The sequence below is a fragment of the Mesorhizobium sp. LNJC405B00 genome, assembly GCF_000502615.1.
Classification (GTDB): Bacteria; Pseudomonadota; Alphaproteobacteria; order Rhizobiales; family Rhizobiaceae; genus Mesorhizobium.
Genome location: NZ_AYWC01000012.1, coordinates 20,569 through 44,051 on the forward strand (window position 1 = coordinate 20,569; position 23,483 = coordinate 44,051).

Below are 23,483 nucleotides of genomic sequence, written 5' to 3' on the forward strand. Positions count from 1 at the left end.
TGGCGTTAGCTTGCTGCGGCGCAACAAGACGCCGAGGGGACGGGGTTACATGGATTACGACATGCTGGTCATCGGCAGCGGCCCTTCCGGGCGCCGCGCCGCGGTGCAATCGGCCAAGCTCGGCAAATCGGTGCTGGTGGTCGACAGGGGCCGGCGCCTCGGCGGCGTCTCGGTGCACACCGGCACCATCCCGTCGAAGACGCTGCGCGAGACGGTGCTGAACCTGTCCGGCTGGCGCGAGCGGGGCTTTTACGGCCGCGGCTACCGGGTCAAGCAGGACATCTCCATCGCCGACCTGGTCGAGCGGCTGCACAAGACGCTCGACCACGAGGTCGAGGTGCTGCAGCACCAGTTTATGCGCAACGCCGTCAAAAGCGTGCGCGCCATGGCGAAATTCGTCGGCCGAAACAAGGTCAGCCTGACGGCAGACAATGGCGACTACTCGGAGGTTGGTTTCACCAATGCGCTGATCGCGGTCGGCACCAGGCCGCACCGGCCGCGCGACGTGCCTTTCGACAAGATCCGCGTCTTCGACAGCGATGAGATGCTGGAACTCGACCATCTGCCGCGCACGCTGACGGTGATCGGCGCCGGCGTCATCGGCGTTGAATATGCGACGATCTTTTCGGCGCTCGACGTGCCGGTGACGCTGGTGGAGCCGCGCAACACCATCCTCGATTTCGTCGACCGCGAGATCGTCGACGACTTCATCCACCAGATGCGCGACCGCGGCATGACCATTCGCCTCGGCAGTACGGTCAAGGAAATCGTCTCAAAACCCGACTATGCCGAAGTGACGCTCGCCGATGGCCGCACCATCCGCTCCGAGATCGTGCTTTACGCCGCCGGCCGCAGCGGCAATCTCGGCAGCCTCGGCCTCGACGTGGTCGGCATCGAGGCCGATTCCCGGGGCCGCATCAAGGTCGATCCGCAGACCTTCCAGACCAGTGCGCCCAACATCTATGCCACCGGCGACGTCATCGGTTTCCCCAGCCTTGCCTCGACATCGATGGAGCAAGGCAGGGTGGCCGCCTGCCACGCCTTCGGCGTGCAACTGCCACCGCCGCCGGAAACCTTCCCCTATGGCATCTACGCCGTGCCGGAAATCTCCACCGTTGGTCAGTCGGAGGAGCAGGTGCGCGAGAGCGGCGCTGCTTATGAAGTCGGTCTGGCGCGGTTCCGCGAAACCTCGCGCGGCCACATAATGGGCGTCAACTCCGGCTTTCTGAAGCTGCTGTTCTCGGTCGAAACGCGCCGCCTGCTCGGCGCCCACATCGTCGGCGAAGGCGCCACCGAACTGATCCATATCGGCCAGGCGGTGATCAACCTCGGCGGCACGGTTGATTTCTTCGTCAACAACACCTTCAACTATCCGACGCTGGCCGAAGCCTACAAGATCGCCGGGCTCGATGCCTGGAACCGGATGGGACAGGGCTAGGCGACGAGCATCTGCTCAGCCGTTCCGCCGGGCGCCGATGCGGTCTACCAAGGTCTCTTAGCCTGCCTGGCGTGCGACCAATGCTGGTCCCGCCAGCCATTGCCGGACGATGGCGGCATCCGGGCCGCCGATTTCGTGACCTGAAGGCACGATGCGCGCATCGACCTCGGCGCCATGTTTGTTGAGCAGCGTCACCAGTGGCGGCGCAAACGGCCCGTAGGTCTCGTCGGCGGCACCAGCGACAATCAGGACGCGCGTTCCGGTCAGATTGGTTGCCGGCGCATCGTCAAGCACGGGCATTGCTCTCAGCAACGCCGCTTTTCGGACGAGGCCGGAGTTGAGCAGCATCAGGCTGGAAACCAGATTGGCGCCGTTGGAATAGCCGAGGAAAGTCGCCCGGGCGAGGTCGAGCCCGTAGCGCTTTGCGGCCTCGCTTGCGAAGGCGGCAAAGTACGATGTTTCGGCACGGATGCTCGCCTGTTCGAAACTGGTCGGCGTGATCCGCTCGAACCAGCGGAAGCCGTCTTCTTGGCGGATGCGGCCACGCACCGCGACCAGCGTGGCGTTGGGGGCGATCTGCCTCGCAATCGGCACCATCGTCGTTTCGTCGACACCCGATCCGTGCAGTAAAAACAGGCTCTCGCCGCCGGCATTCTCCGGCTTGAGGAGGCGGTAGGGAAAGGCCAGATCCTGATGCAGAAAGGCGTTCTCGTCGCTATATCGATGCACGCTCATATCTCGTTGTTTTCACGGAGACATTGGTCCTTTGCCAGCTTCAAAACGGAATATTTTCACGCTCCGCCAAATGTGATTGCAACAGGCTCATTTCAGACCGTTTCTGCGCCGATATGCTCCCTGCGGGAGGAATCGAAGCGGTGTGCGCCGATGGTCGCATCCCGGCATGAACAACGCGAGCATCCTTGCTCTCCTTTGAGGCCTTTTGTCGATGACCCTGCCAGTCCCGCCCGATCGCGCCCCGCGTATCGCCGATCGCGCTCCGCGTATCCCCGATCGCGACACGCGCATTGACGTGTTCCGTGCGCTCGCACTCCTGACCATCTATATCGACCACGTGCCGGGCACCGTCTTCGAAACGCTGACCTACAAGAATTTCGGATTCTCGGACGCGGCGGAAGCCTTCGTGCTGATTTCCGGCATGTCGGTCGCACTCGCATATGGCAACAAGTTCCAGCCGGGCGGCCGGCTGCTGGCGATGTTGAAGATGTGGCGCCGGGCCGGCGTGCTTTACAGCGCCCACATCGTCACCACCATGGTTGTGATGGCGTTGTTCTGCGCCGCGGCGGTGTTCGGCCGGCGGCCGGAACTGCTCAAGCTGATCAACATCGAGCCGCTGATGAAGAACACGCCGGAGGTCATGATCGGCATTGTCACGCTCGGCCACCAGCTTGGCTACAACAACATCCTGCCGGTCTATGCGGCGCTGCTGTTGATGGCGCCGCTCTTCCTGCTCTTCGTCAGCTACCGGCCGCTGCCGGCGCTGGTCTTTTCCGGCGCGCTGTGGCTCGTCGCCGGCCTCTGGCAGATCGCGCCGCCGAACTATCCCGAGCCCGGCTTCTGGTTCCTCAACCCGCTGTCCTGGCAATTCCTGTTCAACATCGGCCTTGCCGGCATGCTGCATGTCAGGCGCGGCGGCACAATTCCCGTCAATCGTTGGCTGGTGGGCGCCGCGGCGACCTATGTCGCGGCAGCGGCGGTCTGGGTGCACAGCCCGCTCTGGGGCGAGATAACGTGGTTTAACCTGCCCGTGGTGATCGGCGGCTTCGACAAGACGTTCCTGTCGCTGCCGCGGCTCCTGCACATATTGGCGGTGAGCTATCTGATCGTCGCCCTGCCGGCTTTCTCGAACCTATTCCGTCTCAGCCCGGACCATCCGCTTGCCCTGCTCGGCAAGCGCTCCTTGCCGGTGTTCCTCGCCGGCACGCTGATCGCCATGGCGGCGCAGGTGATGAAGCTGATCAATCCGGGCGGCTTTGCCTATGACGTCTTGCTGATTTCGGCCGGCATCGCCATGCAATTCGCGCTCGCCTTCTATCTTGAGTGGCTGTCCGGCATCGGCTTGGGCAAAAAGCCGGTTCGCAAAGAAGCGCCAGCCGTTCACCAGACCTTCGGCATGCCCGCGATGCCAAGGCTAAGCCGATGATCCCACATCAGCCGCCTAGCTAGCAGGCGAGGGGCCGGACGACCCCCGCACCACAAGATCGACCGGCAGCAATTGCCGGTGCTGCGAGCCGTCATTTTCGAGGATCGCCTTGACGGCCAGCCGGCCCATCTCGGCGATCGGCTGGGCGACAGTGGTTAGTGGCGGCTCGGAGTCGGCGCCTTCCGGCACGCCGTCGAAGCCGACGATTGACACATCGCCCGGCACGGCAATGTTACGCTCGCGCAGCCAGTCGAGCGCATGCAGCGCGATCTTGTCCGACATGGCCAGGATTGCCGTCGGCGTCTGCGGCAGCGCGAAAATATGATCGAGGCCGGCCCGAACGCTCGCCTCGTCATTGAGGGTTTCGTAGATTGGCACTTGCGAGACGTCGATGCCGAAGCGGGAGAGCTCGCCGAAATAGCCACGCAGACGGTCGCGTGTGCCCGAGTAGAGGGATGTCGTCTCGACTTGCTCCTGCGTGACGGGACCAAAGCCAGCGTCGGCAGATTCCAGGGCGAGTACGGCAAAGCTGCGATGGCCGAACTCGGCCAGATGGCGCGCCGCCAGACCCGCGCCGGCGACGTTGTCGACGCCGATCGCAGCGACCGCCTCATTTTCCGAATCGAGATCAAGCGCCACGAAAGGCAGTTTGCGTTCGCGCGCCAGTTCGACCAGCCGCGACCCACCCTCGATGCAGAACACGATGAAGCCGTCGACCAGGGCGCTCTGGATGTTCCAGGCGAGCTGCTCGCTGTTGGCGGCCGAGACCAGCGAAATTCCGGCGCCGGTGGCGTCGCAGGCCTGCGAAATGCTGGCCATCATGACGCGGGCAAAGGGATCGTCGAAGAAATAGGACAATGGTTCTGCCGTTGCCACGCCGATGGCGTTGACCTTGCCGGCGCGCAGCAGCCGGCCCTTGGGATCCGGGCCGGCATAGCCCATCGCTTCCGCCGCCGCCTTGACCCGCTCGCGGACCTCTTCGCGCACGATTTCCGGGCGAGCGAACACGTTGGACGCGGTACCGTGCGAGACCCCGGCCGCCTTGGCGATGTCGGCAAGCCGCACTGGTCTCGTCTTGCCGGAGGTCAATGCCGTCATTTTCGTCTCCTGAACCGGAGCCTGTTTAGCACTTTCGTTGGATCGGTTCAAATTTTCCCTTGATCGGACGGCGGAGAGAGTCTATATTTGAATCGATCCAAGGGATTCACCAAGTACAACTTGGATCGATTCAAGAGGAGGGTGCCATGCATCCCGTGAATTATCTGTTCGAAGACATCTATGGCAATGATTGGGGCATAGTCTCCGACGCCGCCACCCGCAAGCGCCGCGACAAGGTCGGGCCGTGGAGGCGTGACCTGCAATACCTTGTGAAACGCAAGCGCAGCTGATCGGCCCCGGCATTTTCGTGCCAGCTGATTGGATCGATTCAAGTTCTTAAAGAGGAGACGAACATGCATCCCGTGAAGCATCTGTTCGAAGACATTTATCGCAACTACTGGGGTATCTCGCCTGCCACGGAGCAGCCGGAAAGGCGGCGGCCGACCAAGTCTGCCAAGCGCAACCGCGACCTGCTGCCGCAAAACCGGCAGGATTAAGCCTCGTGTGATATCTGATGGGGCAGGGTTCTTGCCTCGTCAGGACCGTTGCCGCACGAGCGCCGAGGCCGCGATAACCAGCCAGCCCGCGATGAGCAAGGTGCCGCCGATCGGCGCCGACATCGGGAACAGCCGCGATCCCACGAAATCCCGTGCCAGCAGATCGCCGCAGAACAGAACAAGCCCGACGAGCAGCACCAGGCTGCCGATCCGCAAGATCCGGTTTGCGCCGGCGAGGCCGACGGCCAAAAACACCGGCGCATGCATGAGCAGGAAGGATGCGGCCGTGCCGACGAACGCGCCGCCGAGATGCGCTGAAGCCGCCGACAGCGCCACGCCCGCCGCGCCGGCAATGCCGCCGGCGAAAACGAGGATGCGCGCGCTGTTTGCTGGTGCTGACTCGGCGATGCTCATGTCTCGGGCTCCGTGATTGACGATAGGCGGCGCGACCTGTCTGTCAGGATTTTTCCGATATCGCCAGCATGTCGCGCGTGCGGCGCGCCTGGGCCAGCCAATTATACGCGGCACCGCCCGCCATCAGCAACGACGTGCCGAGAAACACCGCGCGCATGCCGAAATGGCCGCCGACGAAGCCGCCCAGCAGCGGCCCCGCAACCTGGCCGACATATTGCGCCGAGATTGCCAGGCCCAGCACATTGCCGCCGACCCCATCGGGAACATTGTGGCGGATGACGCTGGTGATGCAGGGCAACAGCCCGCCCAGCACCAGACCCATAAGGAACCGCAGCCCGACCAACTGCCAGCTCTCGGTGACGAAGGCCTGCGGTATCAACAGCAGAGCCGAGACGGCCAGCGATGCGACGATGACGTTCCAGTGGCCGATGCGGTCGGCGAGTTTGCCCAACCGTGACGCCGACAGGATGGCGCCGAGTGCGGCCGCCGACATGACGACACCTGAGACCAGGGTCACCCGGCTTGCGTCCGCGACCAGTTGCTGGACGTAGACGGTGATGATCGGCTCGATCGACATGTTGGCGAAGGTGAACAGCATGCCGGTCGCCAGCATGGCCACGACAGGGCGTTTGTCGGGGATCTGCGCCCAACGTCCCTTTGGTTTCTCCTCGCGTTTTGCCTGTACTGGCGGGCGAGGCATCTCCTTTATCAGGAACGTCGTCGCCAGCGCCGCCAGGAAAATGACGCCGCCCGCGATGAGGAAGGTGGCGCGAATACCGATCAATGGCGGCAGCGCGCCGCCAAGCAACGGGCCGACCAGGGAGCCTGCGGTGATGCCGGCCGACAGCACGCCAAGCGCCCAGCCGGAGCGCTCCTTCGGCGTCTGCATGGCGACAAGGATCGTCGAGCCTGAGGAATAACCGCCGGCAAAGCCGATCAACAGGCGCAAAAGCACCAATTGCCAGACGGTCTGCACCATGCCGGTCAGCGACATGCAGATCGCCATGCCGAAACTGGCGCGCACCAGCATCACCTTGCGGCCATAACGGTCACCCAGCCGTCCCCACAGTGGCGCGACAAGGGCGGCGGCAAGGAAGGTGGCGCCGAAAGCGATGCCGGACCATTGCACGATCGCCGCGTGGCCCACGGCGCCCAGCTGTTCGACATAGAGCGGCAGGAACGGCAGCAGCAACGTCATCGCCACAAGCGTGCTGAACGATCCGGCAAAGCAGACGAACAGGTTGCGCCGCCAATGAATGTTGTAGGTGGAAGGCACTTCGGCGGCCCGCGCTGCACTGTCCTGCGGCATGTCCTGTCCTGTCCGCTTGCTGCGGATACCATTTTGGGATACCAACTTGGTACCCACATGGACGCAAAGCCCGGCTGCTGTCAATCAGGCGCTCTCAATGTGATCGGCAAGACCAACGGGCAAGGCCGATCGCCAGCAATGGAAGCAACTATGTCGCAGATGCACATCGTCGAAAAAGCGCTTCGCGAGATGATCCTTGGCCTCGAGGTCGGTCCTGGCGAGCGGCTGACGGAGCGCTGGATCGAGAGCCGCTTCGGCGCCTCGCGCACGCCGGTCAGGGCAGCCCTGCTGCGGCTGGAGACGGAAGGGCTGATCTGCCGCGACGGGCGCGGTTGGACCGTGTCGCCGATCAACCTTGCCGAACTGGAACAGATCGCGGTGTACCGCGAAGCCGTCGAGGTCGCGGCGGTCAGGCTGACTTCGGCGCTGGCCGACAGGAGCGCAGCCGATGTCATCAAGGCGATGCTGGACTCCTGCGACACTGCCACGCCGCGCGAGGAATGGCACCGCGTCGGCATGGATTTCCATATCGAACTGGCGCGGCTCTCCGGCAACGAGTTCCTGTTTCGGGCCGTGCGCGATGCCATGACGCGGCTGTCGCGGGCGCGCTGGCTGGAGGTGCGCGACGAGGCGGCCCTTGGCCGCGCCTGGAGCGAGCATCACGCCATTCTGGCAGCGGTGCGGGCCGGCGATGCCGATGCGGCGGCGGCGCGACTTTCCGCCCATATAGCCGGCAGCCGCGCCCGCCTGGTGACGTCGTTGCACAATGACCGGCGCGGCCTGCGCGCCAGGGGTTTTGCTGTCGTCGCCGCTTGATACCGGTCACGAAAACGAAAGAACGCCGACGCCATCCGCTTTCGGCCTCGCTTCGCGGACGCCGATGGCGTAAGAGGCGGCCATGGAAAACAACCGATTTGAAACACCCGTGACCGTTAAGTCGGGCACGGAGGGAAGCACTCAGCTCTTGCGTACGGTGCGTGAGGCTTCCGATTACCTGCTCAACAGCTGGCCCGGCAAGCGCAGCCCCAAGCATCGCGAAGCGCTGCAGGCCTGCCATGACGCGCTGGCCGGCGACAAGCCGGCGATGATTGCAAGACGCGCCTTCATCGCCGCCGCGCGCGAGGTCAACGTCTTCGTCAGCGACAAGGCCCCGGCCTGATCACATCGGCCTGATCAGACCGGCATTTTGCCAGGATCCGGCCCGTTTCGCGGGCCGGTGATCCTGTCTTGCCTATTTTTCTGTCTCGGTGTCGGTTTTGGAACTTGCCTCGTTCTCAGGCTCGGCGCGCTCCTTGGCCGCGACCTTGGCGGCGAGCTTCTCCGCCTTCTTGGCGGCCTTCTGCCGGTCGCGCTCTTTGCGTTCCTGACCGTAATTCGGTGGTCGAGCCATATCGTTTCCTTTCGCTGTGCCTGATCCTGCCTAGAAGCATTGGCCGGCAAACACAACAGCGCCGCGAGGGCAGATGCCAGCGGTTCTGGACTTGCGTGATGGCGAACACAATGGTTTAGAAAAGGCTGCGGGACAGTTGCTGGAGCCGCCGCCGACCGATTTCGAATCAAAACGACCGATGGCCACGCTTCAAAGAAACGCACAGAAGCTGATCTACTATGCGCGCAACGCCATGCGCGACATCGCGCCGCCGGTTCTTTTCCGGCGCCGGCTCGGCCGGCTGCTCGATCAGGCCAGGCTTTCCGACGCATCGGTCCGCCAGCGGCTCAATTACTACAACACGCTGCGGGAGCCTTTTAGCCCCAGCCCCGAGGCCGTGCCGGTCAGCCGGCTGCCGTCGGACCGCAGCATGTACTATTACGATCTGAAGGAGTTCACCCGTTATTTCGACCCAGATCTGCGCATCGACCTGGAATTCGGCGACGTCATCGAAGTGCCGAAGATGCCGTCGATCGTCAAGGACCGGCCGATAGCGGGCGACAACGGCAACGGCGTCCTGTTCAAGCTGAACAAGTTCCGTCATTTCTACATGCCGGCCGACGATGTCGCCTTCGCCGACAAGCATCCGCTCGTCGTTTGGCGCGGCGAACTCAACAATCCGATCCGCACCTTGTTGCTGGATGCAGCCCGCAATCTGCCGTTCTGCGATGTCGGCACGCCGAGGGCGACAGCACCTGCGGAATACCGCAAGCCCTATCTCAGCATCGATCAGCAGCGCCGCTACCGCTACATCATCTCGCTCGAAGGCAATGATGTCGCGACCAATCTGAAATGGATCATGAGCTCGAACTCGCTCTGCCTGATGCCGCCGCCGACCTATGAGACCTGGTTCGCGGAAGGGCAGCTCGAGCCCGATGTCCATTATGTGCCGCTGGCGCCCGACTTCAGCGATCTGGCCGAGCGCGTGCACCATCTCGAGAAACATCCGGCCGAGGCCCAGCGCATCGTTGCGGCGGCCAACGCCTATTGCCGCAAATTCGCCGACGAGCGGGCCGAGCAGGCGATCTGCCTGCTCGTGCTCTACAAATATTTCGTGCTCAGCGGCCAGATCGAGCCCGATCCGCAGGTCTGGCGGTTTATCGCGGGCTAGCGGCTTCCGGCGCCCTTAAGTCAGATGACGCTGCGGTCCATAACCAGATCGGCCGGGCCGAAGCGGTCCTTCGCCGTAAACTGCTGGTGCCAGTAGGGATAGAGCACCGGAGGCCGGCTGACGGCATCGAGACGCTGGCGTTCATCAAAGGACAGCGTCAGGCTCGCCGCGGCGAGATTGTCTTTCAACTGGGCTTCGTTGCGCGCCCCGATCACCAGCGAGCTGACGGCCGGCCGGCCGAGCAGCCAGGCCAGCGCCACCTGGGCCGCCGAAACGCCGCGTGCCGCACCGATATCGACCAGCACGTCGACAATCCGCCACAGCCGATCCTCGTCGCGGATCGGGGGTTCCGACCAGCCGCCGATCTGGCGCGCCGTCGGACTGTCGCGGCGGTATTTTCCCGACAGCAGGCCGCCGGCGAGCGGGCTCCACACCAAAACGCCAAGGCCCTGGTCGACCGAGATCGGCAAGAGCTCATACTCGGCCTCGCGTGCTTCCAGCGTGTAGTGGATCTGCTGGGTGACGAAGCGCGGCTGGTGCTGGCTGTCGCTGATGCCGAGCGCCTTCATGACCTGCCAGCCGGAATAGTTGGAGCAGCCGACATAGCGGATCTTGCCCTGGGCAACCAGCGTGTCGAGCGCGGCGATGGTTTCCTCGAGCGGCGTCGCGCCGTCCCATTCGTGCAGGAAATAGATGTCGATGACATCGGTCCTGAGGCGCTTCAGGCTCTTCTCGCATTCGCGGATCAGATGATGGCGCGACAGGCCTTCGTCATTGGGGCCCTTGCCGATCCGCATGCGCGCTTTGGAGGCGATCAGCACGTCGTTCTTGCGCTTGCCGCCGAGCGCCTCGCCGATGATCTCTTCCGACAGACCGTTGGAATAGACATTGGCGGTGTCGATGAGATTGATGCCGGCATCGATGCAAGTGTCGATGATGCGCGAGGCCTCCGCGAGATCGGAATTGCCGACGGCAGCGAACGGCCCGCTGCCGCCGAAGGTCATGGTTCCCAAGGTCAGCGCCGAAACTTTCAAGCCGGAACGGCCAAGCGTGCGGTATTCCATGTCTGATCCTCGTAGTTTTGGTGGGGAGGCGGTTTTAGCAGGAAAGGGCGGGGAAGCCCGAACGGGTCCGCTATTTGTAGGACAATTTGAGCGGCTTGTCGCCATGCCAGGGCGCTGGATCGGCAATGCCTCGCTGCTTTGCAGTGAAGACCGGCTGGCCGGCGGCTTGCAATAAAACCGTCATTGCCGGCCTATATCAAGTCGGCTCAGGGTTTCATGTCAGCCGGCAAGCGGAGCAGTGGAAATGAATGAGCTAAAGCAGAATTCTGCGGCCAGGGATTGGCTGGAAGCCGAACTCGCCGACACGCTCGACGAGGACTATGAGCTGGAAATCTCGGAGCCGGCGCTGTCGTTGGAGATCGCCAAGATCTACAAGAACGCGCATCCGCCGTCGATCGATCGCATGCAGTATTTCCGCGACCTGATCGGCTTGCAGTCGCAACTGATCAAGCTGCAGTCCTGGGTTGCCTACCACAAGAAGAAGCTAGTGGTGGTTTTCGAGGGCCGTGATTCCGCCGGCAAGGGCGGCGTCATCAAGCGCATCACCCAGCGCCTCAACCCGCGCATCTGCCGCGTCGTGGCGCTGCCGGCGCCGACCGAGCGCGAAAAGTCACAATGGTATTTCCAGCGCTACGTGCCGCATCTGCCGGCCGGCGGCGAGATCGTGCTGTTCGACCGCTCCTGGTACAACCGCTCCGGCGTCGAGCGGGTGATGGGCTTTGCCGAACCCGATCAGGTCGAAGAGTTCTTCCGCGACGTGCCGGAGTTCGAGCGCATGCTGGTCCGCTCCGGCGTCACGCTGGTCAAATACTGGTTCTCGATCACCGACGAGGAACAGCAGATGCGCTTCATGATGCGCATCCACGATCCGATGAAGCAGTGGAAGCTGTCGCCGATGGACCTGCAGTCGCGCGTGCGCTGGGAGCAGTACACCAAGGCCAAGGAAGAGACGTTTGCCCGCACCAACATCCCAGAGGCACCGTGGTACATCGTCGAAGGCAACGACAAGAAGCGGGCGCGGCTGAACTGCATCGACCATCTCCTCAAACAGCTGCCCTATGAGGACGTGCCGCACGAAGAAATCACGCTGCCCGAGCGGGTGTTCAACCCGGAGTACGAGCGCCAGGTCCTGCCGCGCGAGCTTTACGTGCCGGAGAAGTATTGAGCACTTTTCCTTCTCCCCGTTTCACGGGGAGAAGGTGCCCGAAGGGCGGATGAGGGGCAGCGCCGGCATCGGCGAATTCACAGTCGTCGGACGCTGCTAACCTCCAAAAGCAGCGCTGCCCCTCATTGCCTGCCGGGCATTTCTCCCCGTAGAACGGGGAGAAAGAAGCCTGCGCCTATCACTTCGCCACTACACCCGCTTGATCGTCACATGCGTGGCGAGCGCTGTCGCCACCTGCTCGGTGCACTGGTAACCCAGCTTCAGCATATCCAGCCCGGCAAACAGGCTCTCGCCCCTCCCGAGCAACACTGGCGACACAGCCAGATGCAACTCGTCGATGAGCTTCTCCTTGAGATATTGCCGGATAGTGGAAACGCCGCCGCCGACGCGGACATCCTTGCCGCCGGCCGCAGCCTTTGCTTGTTCGAGCGCGGCGTGGATGCCGCCGGTAACGAAGCGGAAAATGGTGCCGCCTTCCATCACAATGGGGTCGCGCTTGTGATGGGTCAGCACGAAGGTCGGCACGTGATAGGGCGGGTTGTTGCCCCACCAGCCCTTCCAGTTCTCATCCGGCCATTCGCCGCGGATCGGGCCGAACATGTTGCGGCCGAGGATCCAGGCGCCGACATTGTCGAAGCTGCGGACGGTGAACCGGTCGTCCACGTCGGTGCTGCCGCCATCCTTGCCGACCATCTCGTGGAAGGTGCGGGTGCCGGTCATCCATTTGTGCAGATCTTCGCCACCAACGCCGAGCGGATTTTGCAGGTCCTGGTCAGGACCGGCGCCGAAACCGTCGAGCGACAAGGTGAAGGCATTGACGCGCAGTTTGGACATGGAAGACTCCCTTTGGTGACCAGTTGTGATTTGCAATCAGTATTCAAACTGATTGCATTTTGCAACTAGTATTTTTAGAGGCAAGCCGATCTGTGGAATGCGCAGGGACCTCAAGCCGCCACGCGCTTCGGCATCACCGCAAACGGGCTGAGCCCAAGCCAGATCTGCATCTTGCCGGCGACGTCGAGATCGCCGGTCAGGCTGATCTTGTCGCGTTCCTTGTGAACTGTCGTCAGCCCCATCCAGATCGAGGTCATGGTGCACAGATCGGTCGAGACGTAGAGATCGACGTCGAAGCCCGGATCGTACCAGCAAAGATCGACCTCGCCCTGCTTTTCGACGATCAGCCACCACGATCGTTTTGACGCCGGCAGGTCATGGTACAGGAATTGTATCACGGTGCGCCCGTCCGGCAGCGGACTGGGGTTCAGATTGCGCCGCATGTCCCACATCAGCAGCGACGGATCGAGGTTTTTGAGCGACAGCCTGGCCTCGACCCATTTCTGGCCCCAAAACCCCATCGCCTCGACAACCGGGCGCAAATCCCGGCCCGCCTCGGTCAGCCGGTATTCGAACACGCCCTTCTCGGTCGCGATCTCGGTCCGCTCGACGATGCCGCCGGCCTCGAGGTCCTTGAGCCGTTGCGACAGAAGGGTTGGCGACATTTTCGGCACGCCGCGGCGCAAATCGTTGAAGCGGGTCGATCCCGCCACCAGTTCGCGCAGCAGCACCATGGTCCAGCGTGTGCAGAGCAGCTCGGCGGCCATGGAGAGCGGGCAGAATTGCTTGTAACCGGCTTGTGTCATGTGGTGAGCTCCAAAAGATGTTGCCGGACCTTATTCAGAAAACCTGAGTTCAGCCAGTACAGAAGCTGTACTGGCACCCCCGGTACAGTTCTGTGACTGGAGCGGTCCGGCGCTGCCATGCGAGGCAGCGGTACGTCGCCGGGCAGTCCGGTGCCGATCCATGAGGAGTTTTGAAATGACCGCTTACGTGATCGCAGACATCAAGGTGAAGGACGACAAATGGGTGCCGGCCTATGCCGCTTCGGTGCACGACCTCGTGCACAAGCATGGCGGCAAATACCTCGCCCGCAGCGGCAACGTGAAGACGCTCGAGGGCAAGCCGCTCGACACCAGCCTGATCGCCATCATGGCGTTTCCGTCGGCAAAGGCAGCCGAGGCCTTCACCAACGATCCGCAATACGCCCCGTTTGTGGCGGAGCGCCGGAAGGGCAGCGACAGCCGCTTCCAGCTGATCGACGATACCGATCTCGCCGGAACGATTCCTTATTTGCCAAAGGCGTGAGGAAAAGCCGGAACCCGGAGCATCCAGGTTCCGGCTAACCCTTCAGCATCTGCGCCACTTCCGGCGCGAAGTAAGTCAGGATGCCGTCGCAGCCGGCGCGCTTGAAGGCGAGCAGCGATTCCAGCATCGCTTTCTCGCCGTCGATCCAGCCATTGGCGGCCGCCGCCTTGATCATCGAATATTCGCCCGAAACCTGGTAGGCGAAGGTCGGCATCTGGAACTCGTCCTTCAGCCGGCGGATGATGTCGAGATAGGGCATGCCGGGCTTGACCATCAGCATGTCGGCGCCCTCGGCGATATCCTGCTCGGCCTCGCGCACCGCTTCGTCGGAATTGGCGTGGTCGAGATAGTAGGTCTTCTTGTCGCCCTTGAGCAGGCCGGCGGTGCCGACCGCCTCGCGGTAGGGGCCGTAGAAGGCGGAGGCGAATTTCGTCGCATAGGACATGATCGCCACATCCGAAAAACCGTTGGCGTCGAGTGCGTCGCGGATGGCGCCGATGCGGCCGTCCATCATGTCGGACGGCGCGATGATGTCGGCGCCGGCCGCTGCCTGGATGACGGCCGCGGCGGTCACCTGTTCCACTGTCTCGTCATTGACGATGATGCCGTCGCGCAAGATGCCGTCATGGCCGTGCGAGGTGAACGGATCGAGCGCGGCATCGGTGATGATGCCGATCTCGGGCACTGCGTCCTTGATGGCGCGGGTGGCGCGGTTGATTATGTTTTCCGGGTCGAGGATGTGCGATCCCGTCTGGTCGCGCAGGCTGAGTTCAACATTGGGGAAGGTGGCGATCGCCGGAATGCCGAGCTTAGCGGCCCGCTCGGCCTCCTTGACGGCGAGGTCCAGCGACAGGCGGAAGACGCCGGGCATGGCGGCGATCGGCTCGCGCGAGTTCTTGCCGTCGATCACGAAGATCGGCCAGATCAGATCGTTCACCGTAAGCCGGTTTTCCTGCACCAGGCGGCGCGACCAGTCGGCCTTGCGCATGCGCCGCAAGCGGCGGCTGCCGGTGATCTCGTCGACGCTGCGCGCACCGGCGGGCTTTGCCGGTGCGAATTTGTTGCTCGTCGCGGGGGTGAATTTGTTCATCGCAAAAACTCCGGGTCGGGGCGGCTTTTACCACGAGGCCTTGCCGCTGACCAATGCGACACGATTGTGCCAGTCGATAACGCGCTGCTTACGGCTTCGGCGGCCACGCCAGTTCTGGGCCGGTTTTGAAGAACGACACATTGTTGGTGAAGGTGCTCTCCGGGGCGAGCCGGATCAGGCGCCCGTCCGGATGGCCGATGTCGGCGACATTGTCGATGAACCAGCGGTTCCAGGTCGCCTCCGGGCCGAGATATTTGTGCAGCAGCCGTTTGAAGCGGTTCGGCGCCATCGCTTCTATGGTGGCGACGCCGCGCAGGCCGAGATGCAGCAGGATGCCGGCCTCATTGTCGAAATGGACGATCTCCACGGCGCAGCGCGGGTCACGTTCGAGGTGTTTGACAGCACTTGCGCCGGTCGAGCCGAGTAGCCAGATCGCAGCGTCCTCCCAGATGAACCACATCGGCGCGTTGCGCGGCGCGCCGTCAGCCGTCACGGTCGCCAGATTGGCCATCAGCGGGCGGCTGAGAACATCATCCGGGTCGAACTTTTTCGGCATCTCCCAGCCATGGCTCGGCGCTGCGGTTTCAAGCGTCATGCGTTTGTCCCTGCATCAGAAGAAAGGCTGTTTTGCCCGGCAATTTTGCGCGCATTTCTGTCGGGGGCAAAGCACGGTCGCGTTGCCTTGCGAAAATCCAAACCGCGCCCGCCGGTTGACGCACCCATGCGCCACCTTTAGCACTTCAGTCCCGCAGGCGCGGGGAGGGATTCTCTGACGATGGACTTTGGCGGCGGCGACGAGATCCGCTTCGAACGGTTGGGCAAGGCAGGCGTCGTCACGCTGACGCGGCCGCAGGCGCTCAATGCGCTGACACATCGCATGATCAAGGCGCTGGACAAGGCGCTCGACGCTTTTGAACGCGATACCGGCGTCGATGTCGTCGTCGTCAAGGCCGAGGGCAGAGCGTTTTGCGCCGGCGGCGACATCATGCACGTCTACGAGGCCCGCGCCGGGAAGCCGCCGGTCGAGTTCTTCGCCGACGAATACCGGCTCAACGCCCGCATCAACAGTTACAAAAAGCCCTATGTCGCGCTGATCGACGGGATCGTGATGGGCGGGGGCGTCGGCATCTCTTTCCACGGCTCGCAGCGCGTGCTGACCGAGAACGCCCAGTTCGCCATGCCCGAAGTCGGCATCGGTTTCTTCCCCGACGTGGGCGGCAGCCATCTGCTGCCCGACCTTGGCGGCAGCTTCGGCATGTATCTGGCGCTGACCGGCAACCGCATTCGCTATGGCGATGCGCTGTGGTCGGGCCTGGCCACCCACACCATCAAGGCCGCCGACCAGGCTGCCTTTCTCGACCGGCTCTGCGCCAATGGCGATCCGGAATCGGTGCTGCGCGGCTTCTTCGTGCCGGCCCGGCGCGAAACCGCCCAGCCGGTGCTGGAAGCCATCGCCCGGCATTTTTCCCAACCGTCGCTCGCCGAAATCCTCGAGAGCCTGGAGCGGGCGGCAGGCGCCGACGAGTTTGCCGCCAAGACGCTGGCCAACATCCGCACCCGCTCGCCGACCAGCCTCAATGTCGCGTGGCGCCAGATCAGCGCCGGGCTGACGCTGTCGATGGAAGCCTGCATGAAGATGGAGTTCCGCATCCTCAACCGCATGCTGGCCGGGCACGACTTCTATGAAGGCATCCGCGCCGTCCTCGTCGACAAGGGTTCGACGCCGCAGTGGCGGCCGGCAAGCCTGGCCGAGGTCGACGCTGCTTCGGTGGACGCCTATTTCGCGCCGCTCGAACGGGAGCTCGAACTGTGAGCGAGGTCACGTCGCGGCGCATCGTGCTGCAGCCCTCGGGCGTCGAGATCATCTTCGCCTGGTTCCAGCGCGTCATAGCGGGCTATTGCCTGCTGTTCGGCATCCTGTACTGGATCCGGCTGATCGGTTTTTATCCCGGCCCGCTGTGGCGCTTCGACCTGATGCCGGTGCACTGGCAGGTCGTGGCGGTGATGCTGGCCGTGTTCTTCCCCTTCGCCGCCGCCGGCCTGTGGATGCTGGCGTCGTGGGGCCCGGTGATCTGGTTCATCTGCGCGGTGACCGAGACCATCATGTATGCCGGCTTCCCCGATCTGTACGGCCACCGGCCGCTGATCGTCTTGTCGCATGCCGCGGTCGCGCTGCTCTACATCGCCTTCCGCGTCGTCATCTGGATGCGCAAGCGCCCTGCGCGCGCCTGAAACGCCGCCCCGCAGCCATTGGCTAAATCTTTAGGTTAATTATCCTTGCTCGGGTGACCGTTCGTTAAGCGTCTTGCGAAACCTATTACCGGTAAGCTCTTGTTAGCCCTAGCGTTTAAGTCGAATTTTATGAGTATTCGATAGTGTCGCAATCAAGGTGAAAAACAAAAAATCACCAGGGCGACAAACGAGAGGCAAAGACAATGATCAATTCGCGTCCGGCGGCGAAGACCGCCAACGTATCCGACGATCGCCGCGAGGCTATCCGTTCGCTTTACATGGAATCGCTGCAGCTGGTCGAGCGTCTGCATCGCCGTCTGCTTGACGTGATCAAGGACGAGTTCGACCGCAACGGCCGTTCCGACATCAATGCCATCCAGGCTCTGCTTCTGTTCAATATCGGCAATTCCGAACTGACCGCCGGCGAGCTGCGCTCGCGTGGCTACTATCTCGGCTCGAACGTCTCCTACAATCTGAAGAAGCTGGTCGATCTCGGCTTCATCAACCACCAGCGCTCGCGCATCGACCGCCGTTCGGTCCGCGTTTCGCTGACGCCGAAGGGCAATGAAGTGGCGGAAGTCGTCGCCGGTCTCTATGAGCGCCATGTCGGCTCGATCGAACAGGTCGGCGGCATCAACAGCGAAGAGTTCAAGCAGATGAACCGCGCGCTGCAGCGCCTCGACCGCTTCTGGAACGACACCATCGCCTACCGGATGTAATCAGCGGGCCATTGAATAGCAGCTGCGCCGGAAGAAGCGCGGCCGGAGGAAAGTCTCAGCCAACAGGCCGGTGCCGAAAAGCACCGGCCTTTTCTTTTCGAGCCGCCGGCGCTTCCAAATTCGGCGTAAGCCACGTTGCCGCCATATTCGCGGTGGAAGCGGGGATGCGGGTGATGCGGCGGCGAAAGCTGTTCGCGCGCCTGTAATGTCGCATCGCGGTCCGCTTTTCACGGCTCAGTGATGCAGGTCATGGTTGGCTAATTGTTAACAGTGCCAACTTTAGAGTGCGGGCGATATCGCCCAACATCGGGCACGTAGCCGAACGCTGCAACAGCCAAACGCTAGAAGCCAAACACGACAAGAATGTCTGGAACGTCCATGAGAACCAGCCGCCGCCTTTTCCTTTCCGGAGCTTCCGCGCTCGCCGTTGCCATGGTTGCCAATGCCGCCAGCGCGCAGGATGTGATCGACGATATCCTGAAATCGTCGGGCCGCGGCAATTGGGACGACCAGTTCGATGCCCGCGCCTCGGAGGGCGGCAAGGTCGCCTCGACGCTGCCGATCTTCAGCCTGCAGACGGTCGCCTTCACCGAACAGGCGGTGGCGCAGTATCAGAACATCGTCGCCCAGGGCGGCTGGGGCGAGGTGCCGGCGACCAAGAAGCTGCAGCTTGGCGTCGACGATCCGGACGTGGTGCCGCTGCGCAAGCGGCTGATGGTTTCGGGCGACCTGGCGCAGAGCGCCGGCATTTCGACGTCGTTCGATTCCTACGTCGACGCCGCGGTCAAGCGCTTCCAGGCGCGCCATGGCCTGCCGGCCGACGGCGCCATGGGCAAATACACCTATGCCGCGATGAACGTTTCGGCGCAGATCCGCCTCGGTCAGCTGCAGACCAACCTGGAGCGCCTGCGCGAAAAGGCCGGCACGCTGGGCAGCCGTTATGTGCTGGTCGATATCCCGGCGGCACAGATCGAGGCGGTCGAGAACGATCGCGTCGTGCTGCGCCACACCGCAATCGTCGGCAAGATCGACCGCCAGACCCCGGTGGTCAATTCCAAGATCAACGAGATCATCGTCAATCCTTACTGGAACGCGCCGGTCTCGATCGTGCGCAAGGACATCATTCCGCTGATGCGGAAGAACCCCGACTATCTCAAGGACAGCCACATCCGGCTGTTTGCGCCTGATGGCAGCGAAGTCGATCCGATGACTGTCGACTGGTCGACGGATGATGCCGCAAAATACCGCTTCCGCCAGGATCCGGGTTCCGGCAACGCCATGGCCTCGGTGAAGATCAACTTCCCCAGCCCCGACGGCGTCTACATGCACGATACGCCGCAGCAAAGCCTGTTCGGCAAGATGATGCGCTTCGATTCCTCGGGCTGCGTGCGTGTCCAGAACGTGCGCGACCTCGTCACATGGATCCTGCGCGACACGCCCGGCTGGGATCGCCAGCATTTCGAGGCGACCATCAAGACCGGCGAGAACACGCCGGTGCAGGTCGTCAACCCGGTTCCGGTCCACTTCCTCTATGTGTCGGCCTGGTCGACGGGTCCGGGCGTCGTGCAGTTCCGCGACGACGTCTACGCGCTCGATGGCGCCAGCGAACTGCAGATCACCTCTTCGCTCTAAGCTGCTGATCTCCTTCAGGAAAGGCCACCGCAAGGTGGCCTTTTCCGTTCGACATCCCAACAGAAGAAGACTGGTGGCCGCCAGCCATGCAGGCCATGAACACTGCCGGACGTTGCGCCGCAGGCCCATCTGGACGGACTAACGGCAATTGCGCATGGTCCTCAAAACAGCCGGAATCGCGCCATGCAGGTCGCAATCTTCATCCTCGCCGTGCTGGTCTTCGTCGCTCTTTCCGGCGCACTGGTGCGGTTGGTTCGGGTGCCGCTGCCGGTGCTGCAGATTGCCATCGGCGCCGCGCTCGCCTGGCCGGTGAAAGGCATCCATGTCGAGATCGACCCCGAACTCTTCCTGCTGGTGTTCATTCCGCCGCTTTTGTTCGGCGATGCCTATGGAGCGCCCAAACGCGAGCTGATCGCGCTGCGCGGACCGATCCTCGATCTGGCCATCGGGCTGGTCTTCTTTACCATTGTCGGCTTCGGTTATGCCTTGCACTGGTTGGTGCCGAGCATCCCGCTGGTCGTCGCCTTCGCGCTCGCCGCCGTGCTGTCCCCGACCGACGCCGTGGCGGTGTCCTCGATCGTCGACAGAAGCCTGGTGCCGGCGCGGCTGATGCATATTCTGGAAGGCGAGGCGCTGCTCAACGACGCCTCGGGCCTGGTCATGTTCCGCTTCGCCGTCGCCGCCGCCGTGACCGGCAGCTTTTCCTTCGCCGATGCATCGCTGTCCTTCGTCTATGCCGTCGCCATCGGCATCCTGGCCGGCATCGCCGCGTTGTTCATCGCCGCCAGGCTGCTGCAGCTTCTGAATCGCATCGGCGCCGTTCCGGCCGAGGCGCAGGTTCTGGTCATGGTCCTGCTGCCCTTCATTGCCTATCTCGTCGCCGAACATCTGCATGCCTCAGGCATTCTGGCGGCGGTCACCGCCGGGCTTTTGACCGGCGGCTCCGGCGTCTTCCGCTTCCTCGGCGTCTCGGCGCGCATGCAGACGATCTCGCTGTGGACGACCTTGTCCTTCGTCTACAATGGCGCGCTGTTCATCGTGCTCGGCATGCAGCTTCCCGAAATCATTCGCCGCGTGCCGCCCGAACTGACCGGCCATTACCCGATCATCCAGCCGGTCGCGACGGTGATAGCGCTGACGCTGTGCCTGATCGCGCTGCGCTTCCTCTGGATCTGGGTCGGCGATATGCGGCAGGCCTCAAGGCAAAATGGGGAAAGCGCAAGGCCGAGCCGTTTGGCATGCGTGTGCGGCTTGCCGGCTCGGTGGCGGGCGTGCGCGGCGCGATCACGCTGGCCGGCATCCTGTCGCTGCCGGTTGCCATGCCGGACGGCTCGTCTTTTCCGGCGCGCGACCTGGTGATCTTCCTCGCCGCCGGCGTCATCATCTGTTCGCTCGCCATCGCCAGCGTGGCGCTGCCGAAGATAGCGCACGGACTGGTCGAGCCGGGCGAGGATGGCAGCGCCATCGAGGAGCGTCTCGCCCGCATCGGCGCCGCCAAGGCGGCCATCGCCCGCATCGAAAGCATGGCGGGCGCCAGCGACGACGACCAGGGCGAGGTGCCCGGCGCCAGGCTTGCCGCCGCCGAAAACATCGTCGCCGGCTACCGGCGCCGCATCGCCACCTCGGACGAGGCCGACGACGCCCGGGCGGAGGCCCGCGAAGCCGGGCGGCTGGAGCTCGAAATGCGGCTTGCCGGCATCGAGGCCGAGCGCATCGCCGTGCGCGACATGTTAAGCAGCGGCGCGATCAACGACCATACGGCGCGGGCGCTGTTTACCGAGATCACGCTCACCGAAGCCTTGCTGCAGGGGCGGCAGGAGCGAAAATAGCGGTTCAGGGCCGCTCTGGCGCAATCCGGCCAGCAAATTTCGCGCTGCAAACGTGGCGAGGCGAAAACAACTGTGTTAATGGCGCGGCAATGCATGTCGCCCGGAACCGTGCAGCGGTTTCGGGGCAACGATATGCATAGATAAATGCCCCGAACCGAAGGATTTCAGGCCATGGCAACTGCAGCGGCAGCGTCGAACAAATTCGAATCCTTCTTCGAAACCACGCTGGAAGATGCCGATCCGGAGATCTTCGGCTCGATCCGCAACGAGCTTGGCCGCCAGCGTCACGAGATCGAGCTGATCGCCTCGGAAAACATCGTTTCGCGCGCCGTGCTCGAGGCGCAGGGCTCGATCATGACCAACAAATACGCCGAGGGTTATCCGGGCAAGCGCTATTATGGCGGCTGCCAGTTCGTCGACGTCGCCGAGGAACTCGCTATCGAGCGCGCCAAAAAGCTGTTCGGCTGCAACTTCGCCAATGTCCAGCCGAATTCCGGCAGCCAGATGAACCAGGCGGTCTTCCTGGCGCTGCTGCAGCCGGGCGATACCTTCATGGGCCTCGACCTGAACTCCGGCGGCCACCTGACGCACGGCTCGCCCGTCAATATGAGCGGCAAATGGTTCAAGGTCGTTTCCTATGGCGTGCGCAAGGACGACCATCTGCTCGACATGGACGCGATCGAAAAGACCGCGCATGAGACCAAGCCGAAGCTGATCCTGGCCGGCGGCACCGCCTATTCGCGCATCTGGGACTGGAAGCGCTTTCGCGAGATCGCCGATGCGGTCGGCGCCTATCTGATGGTCGACATGGCCCATATCGCCGGCCTGGTTGCCGGCGGCGTGCATCCGTCACCGCTGCCGCACGCCCATGTCGTGACCACGACCACGCACAAATCGTTGCGAGGCCCGCGCGGCGGCATGATCCTGTGCAATGACGAGGACATCGCCAAGAAGATGAACTCGGCGGTTTTCCCCGGCCTGCAGGGCGGCCCGCTGATGCATGTCATCGCCGCCAAGGCGGTCGCCTTCGGCGAGGCGCTGAAGCCGAGCTTCAAGCTCTATGCCGAGAGCGTCGTCGCCAACGCCAAGGCGCTGGCGTCGAGCCTCAAGGAAACCGGCCTCGACATCGTGTCCGGCGGCACCGACAACCATCTGATGCTGGTCGATCTCAGGCCCAAGAACGCCACCGGCAAGCGCGCCGAGGCAGCGCTCGGCCGCGCCAACATCACCTGCAACAAGAACGGCATCCCGTTCGATCCGGAAAAGCCTTTCGTCACCTCTGGCGTGCGTCTGGGCACGCCGGCCGGCACCACGCGCGGCTTCGGCCAGGCCGAGTTCCGCGAGATCGGCAAGCTGATCGCCGAAGTGCTGGACGGGCTGAAGGTCGCCAATTCCGACGAAGGCAATGCGGCGGTCGAGGCGGCGGTGAAGGCAAAGGTCGTGGCGCTGACCGATCGTTTCCCGCTCTATCCCTATCTCGGTTGACCACCAGCGGCGCTTCGTCTTTTATCCCGCGCTCTGCGCCGCTTGCTGTCCGGGCGGCGCGGCCTGTTGGAGATTTGACGATGCGCATGTTCCATCCTGCCGTTCTGGCCTCCCTCGGCTCGCTTGCCGCTGTCGCCGTGTCGGGCGCGATCGCCCAGGAGCAGACGCAGCCGGGCACGGATATCCCCGCCACAAACACCTTTGGCAGGTGGACCACCATCATCGATGCGCTCGACACCGGCCAGGATTCCCGCAAGACCTGCGCTGCCTCCACGGCCTTTGTCGATGGCGGCGGCAATGCCGGCACGCTGACGCTTTCGATCTCGACCGGCGACGCGCTGCCGCCCGATGCCTATCCCGCGATCATGTTCACGATCGCCAACAAGGAGCTGCCGACCGGCAAGAAGATCGCCGCGACCTTCGGTGACCCCGGCGTCAAGGTTTCCGCGACCGTCTATTCCAATGATGCCGGCCGCCCGAGCTGGACCGTCGACAACCAGGCCAAGACCAGTCTCGCTTTGTTGCGGGCCATGCGCCAGGTCATCTCGCTCGACGTGACGTTCGGCAAGCAAGCCGTCGCCAGCATCCCTATGGACGGCTTCACCAAGGCCTACCGCAACCTCGGAACGTCCTGCGGCTTCCCGACCAAGGACGTCGCGCCCTGACAT

At 63.3% G+C, this 23,483-nt stretch carries 25 protein-coding genes and 1 pseudogene; 16 read left to right on the forward strand and 10 right to left on the reverse strand.

Going from position 1 to position 23,483, the window contains the following annotated elements:
• Positions 1-49: 49 nt before the first annotated feature.
• Entirely contained in the window at positions 50-1,438 is a 1,389-nt protein-coding gene (gene sthA, locus X756_RS144395) for a Si-specific NAD(P)(+) transhydrogenase (RefSeq protein ID WP_023730842.1), read from the forward strand.
• A 57-nt stretch (positions 1,439-1,495) separates the two neighbouring features.
• Here the strand turns inward: sthA and X756_RS0135065 are convergent, their stop codons facing one another.
• Positions 1,496-2,167, reverse strand: a complete 672-nt coding sequence (locus tag X756_RS0135065; protein ID WP_245260012.1) for an alpha/beta hydrolase — start codon at positions 2,165-2,167, stop codon at positions 1,496-1,498.
• Positions 2,168-2,384: 217 nt separating this feature from the next.
• Here X756_RS0135065 and opgC point away from each other — a divergent pair, with 217 nt between their 5' ends.
• Positions 2,385-3,599 carry an OpgC domain-containing protein gene (gene opgC / locus X756_RS144390; RefSeq protein ID WP_023730843.1) on the forward strand — a complete coding sequence of 405 codons (1,215 nt, stop codon included), beginning with the start codon at positions 2,385-2,387 and terminating at the stop codon, positions 3,597-3,599.
• Between the two features lie 15 nt (positions 3,600-3,614).
• Here the strand turns inward: opgC and X756_RS144385 are convergent, their stop codons facing one another.
• On the reverse strand, positions 3,615-4,697 hold the full coding sequence (locus X756_RS144385; protein WP_023682412.1) for a substrate-binding domain-containing protein: 1,083 nt from the start codon (positions 4,695-4,697) through the stop codon (positions 3,615-3,617).
• A 146-nt stretch (positions 4,698-4,843) separates the two neighbouring features.
• Here X756_RS144385 and X756_RS1000000169460 point away from each other — a divergent pair, with 146 nt between their 5' ends.
• Entirely contained in the window at positions 4,844-4,987 is a 144-nt protein-coding gene (locus X756_RS1000000169460; RefSeq protein ID WP_023705079.1) for a hypothetical protein, read from the forward strand.
• 63 nt (positions 4,988-5,050) lie between these two features.
• Entirely contained in the window at positions 5,051-5,194 is a 144-nt protein-coding gene (locus X756_RS1000000169465; RefSeq protein WP_023673014.1) for a hypothetical protein, read from the forward strand.
• Between the two features lie 39 nt (positions 5,195-5,233).
• Here X756_RS1000000169465 and X756_RS144380 read toward each other — a convergent pair whose 3' ends face one another.
• Positions 5,234-5,608 (reverse strand): DUF423 domain-containing protein, encoded by a 375-nt coding sequence (locus tag X756_RS144380; protein ID WP_023673013.1) that lies wholly within the window; start codon positions 5,606-5,608, stop codon positions 5,234-5,236.
• 43 nt (positions 5,609-5,651) lie between these two features.
• Positions 5,652-6,917 carry a multidrug efflux MFS transporter gene (locus X756_RS144375; protein ID WP_023730844.1) on the reverse strand — a complete coding sequence of 422 codons (1,266 nt, stop codon included), beginning with the start codon at positions 6,915-6,917 and terminating at the stop codon, positions 5,652-5,654.
• Positions 6,918-7,067: 150 nt separating this feature from the next.
• Between X756_RS144375 and X756_RS144370 the strand changes: the two genes are divergently transcribed.
• Together X756_RS144370 and X756_RS144365 are read left to right on the forward strand one after the other, a co-directional pair.
• Positions 7,068-7,733 (forward strand): GntR family transcriptional regulator, encoded by a 666-nt coding sequence (locus tag X756_RS144370; protein WP_023730845.1) that lies wholly within the window; start codon positions 7,068-7,070, stop codon positions 7,731-7,733.
• Between the two features lie 109 nt (positions 7,734-7,842).
• On the forward strand, positions 7,843-8,076 hold the full coding sequence (locus X756_RS144365; protein ID WP_245259900.1) for a DUF982 domain-containing protein: 234 nt from the start codon (positions 7,843-7,845) through the stop codon (positions 8,074-8,076).
• Positions 8,077-8,148: 72 nt separating this feature from the next.
• Here the strand turns inward: X756_RS144365 and X756_RS1000000167925 are convergent, their stop codons facing one another.
• Complete coding sequence (locus tag X756_RS1000000167925) at positions 8,149-8,307, reverse strand: hypothetical protein (RefSeq protein ID WP_023673009.1); 159 nt, start codon at positions 8,305-8,307, stop codon at positions 8,149-8,151.
• Between the two features lie 178 nt (positions 8,308-8,485).
• On the opposite strand from X756_RS1000000167925, the gene X756_RS144360 reads away from it, so the two are divergent.
• Entirely contained in the window at positions 8,486-9,457 is a 972-nt protein-coding gene (locus X756_RS144360) for a glycosyl transferase family 90 (RefSeq protein WP_023697459.1), read from the forward strand.
• 20 nt (positions 9,458-9,477) lie between these two features.
• Here X756_RS144360 and X756_RS144355 read toward each other — a convergent pair whose 3' ends face one another.
• A complete protein-coding gene (locus tag X756_RS144355) occupies positions 9,478-10,521 on the reverse strand; it encodes an aldo/keto reductase (protein ID WP_023730846.1) in 1,044 nt (347 codons plus the stop codon).
• Between the two features lie 244 nt (positions 10,522-10,765).
• On the opposite strand from X756_RS144355, the gene ppk2 reads away from it, so the two are divergent.
• Positions 10,766-11,686 carry a polyphosphate kinase 2 gene (ppk2, locus tag X756_RS144350; protein ID WP_023730847.1) on the forward strand — a complete coding sequence of 307 codons (921 nt, stop codon included), beginning with the start codon at positions 10,766-10,768 and terminating at the stop codon, positions 11,684-11,686.
• A 189-nt stretch (positions 11,687-11,875) separates the two neighbouring features.
• On the opposite strand, the gene X756_RS144345 is transcribed toward ppk2, so the two are convergent.
• Both X756_RS144345 and X756_RS144340 read right to left on the reverse strand, forming a co-directional pair.
• Complete coding sequence (locus tag X756_RS144345) at positions 11,876-12,520, reverse strand: dihydrofolate reductase family protein (RefSeq protein WP_023689515.1); 645 nt, start codon at positions 12,518-12,520, stop codon at positions 11,876-11,878.
• A 110-nt stretch (positions 12,521-12,630) separates the two neighbouring features.
• A complete protein-coding gene (locus tag X756_RS144340; protein ID WP_023682403.1) occupies positions 12,631-13,326 on the reverse strand; it encodes a helix-turn-helix domain-containing protein in 696 nt (231 codons plus the stop codon).
• 175 nt (positions 13,327-13,501) lie between these two features.
• Here X756_RS144340 and X756_RS144335 point away from each other — a divergent pair, with 175 nt between their 5' ends.
• On the forward strand, positions 13,502-13,828 hold the full coding sequence (locus X756_RS144335; protein ID WP_023673003.1) for a DUF1330 domain-containing protein: 327 nt from the start codon (positions 13,502-13,504) through the stop codon (positions 13,826-13,828).
• Between the two features lie 34 nt (positions 13,829-13,862).
• On the opposite strand, the gene hemB is transcribed toward X756_RS144335, so the two are convergent.
• Entirely contained in the window at positions 13,863-14,918 is a 1,056-nt protein-coding gene (gene hemB, locus X756_RS144330) for a porphobilinogen synthase (protein WP_023730848.1), read from the reverse strand.
• Positions 14,919-15,006: 88 nt separating this feature from the next.
• Positions 15,007-15,513 (reverse strand): pyridoxamine 5'-phosphate oxidase family protein, encoded by a 507-nt coding sequence (locus X756_RS144325; RefSeq protein WP_023750458.1) that lies wholly within the window; start codon positions 15,511-15,513, stop codon positions 15,007-15,009.
• Positions 15,514-15,693: 180 nt separating this feature from the next.
• Here X756_RS144325 and X756_RS144320 point away from each other — a divergent pair, with 180 nt between their 5' ends.
• The 7 genes and pseudogenes from X756_RS144320 to X756_RS144295 all read left to right on the forward strand — a co-directional run bounded on the left by X756_RS144320 (position 15,694) and on the right by X756_RS144295 (position 23,480).
• Positions 15,694-16,731: an enoyl-CoA hydratase/isomerase family protein gene (locus tag X756_RS144320; protein ID WP_023730849.1), complete on the forward strand. Its 1,038-nt coding sequence runs from the start codon at positions 15,694-15,696 to the stop codon at positions 16,729-16,731.
• The gene (locus X756_RS144315) at positions 16,728-17,150 is read left to right on the forward strand and encodes a DUF6163 family protein (protein ID WP_023730850.1); all 423 of its coding nucleotides are present in this window, start codon (positions 16,728-16,730) and stop codon (positions 17,148-17,150) included. Before X756_RS144320 ends, X756_RS144315 begins: the two co-directional genes overlap by 4 nt.
• 203 nt (positions 17,151-17,353) lie before the next feature.
• Positions 17,354-17,869 (forward strand): winged helix DNA-binding protein, encoded by a 516-nt coding sequence (locus tag X756_RS144310; RefSeq protein ID WP_023672997.1) that lies wholly within the window; start codon positions 17,354-17,356, stop codon positions 17,867-17,869.
• Between the two features lie 378 nt (positions 17,870-18,247).
• The gene (locus tag X756_RS144305) at positions 18,248-19,501 is read left to right on the forward strand and encodes a L,D-transpeptidase family protein (protein ID WP_023708671.1); all 1,254 of its coding nucleotides are present in this window, start codon (positions 18,248-18,250) and stop codon (positions 19,499-19,501) included.
• A gap of 183 nt (positions 19,502-19,684) precedes the next feature.
• A pseudogene (locus X756_RS01000000165855) lies at positions 19,685-21,330 on the forward strand (Na+/H+ antiporter).
• 171 nt (positions 21,331-21,501) lie between these two features.
• On the forward strand, positions 21,502-22,815 hold the full coding sequence (gene glyA, locus X756_RS144300; RefSeq protein ID WP_023730851.1) for a serine hydroxymethyltransferase: 1,314 nt from the start codon (positions 21,502-21,504) through the stop codon (positions 22,813-22,815).
• An 80-nt stretch (positions 22,816-22,895) separates the two neighbouring features.
• Positions 22,896-23,480 carry a hypothetical protein gene (locus X756_RS144295; protein ID WP_023730852.1) on the forward strand — a complete coding sequence of 195 codons (585 nt, stop codon included), beginning with the start codon at positions 22,896-22,898 and terminating at the stop codon, positions 23,478-23,480.
• Positions 23,481-23,483 lie beyond the last annotated feature (3 nt).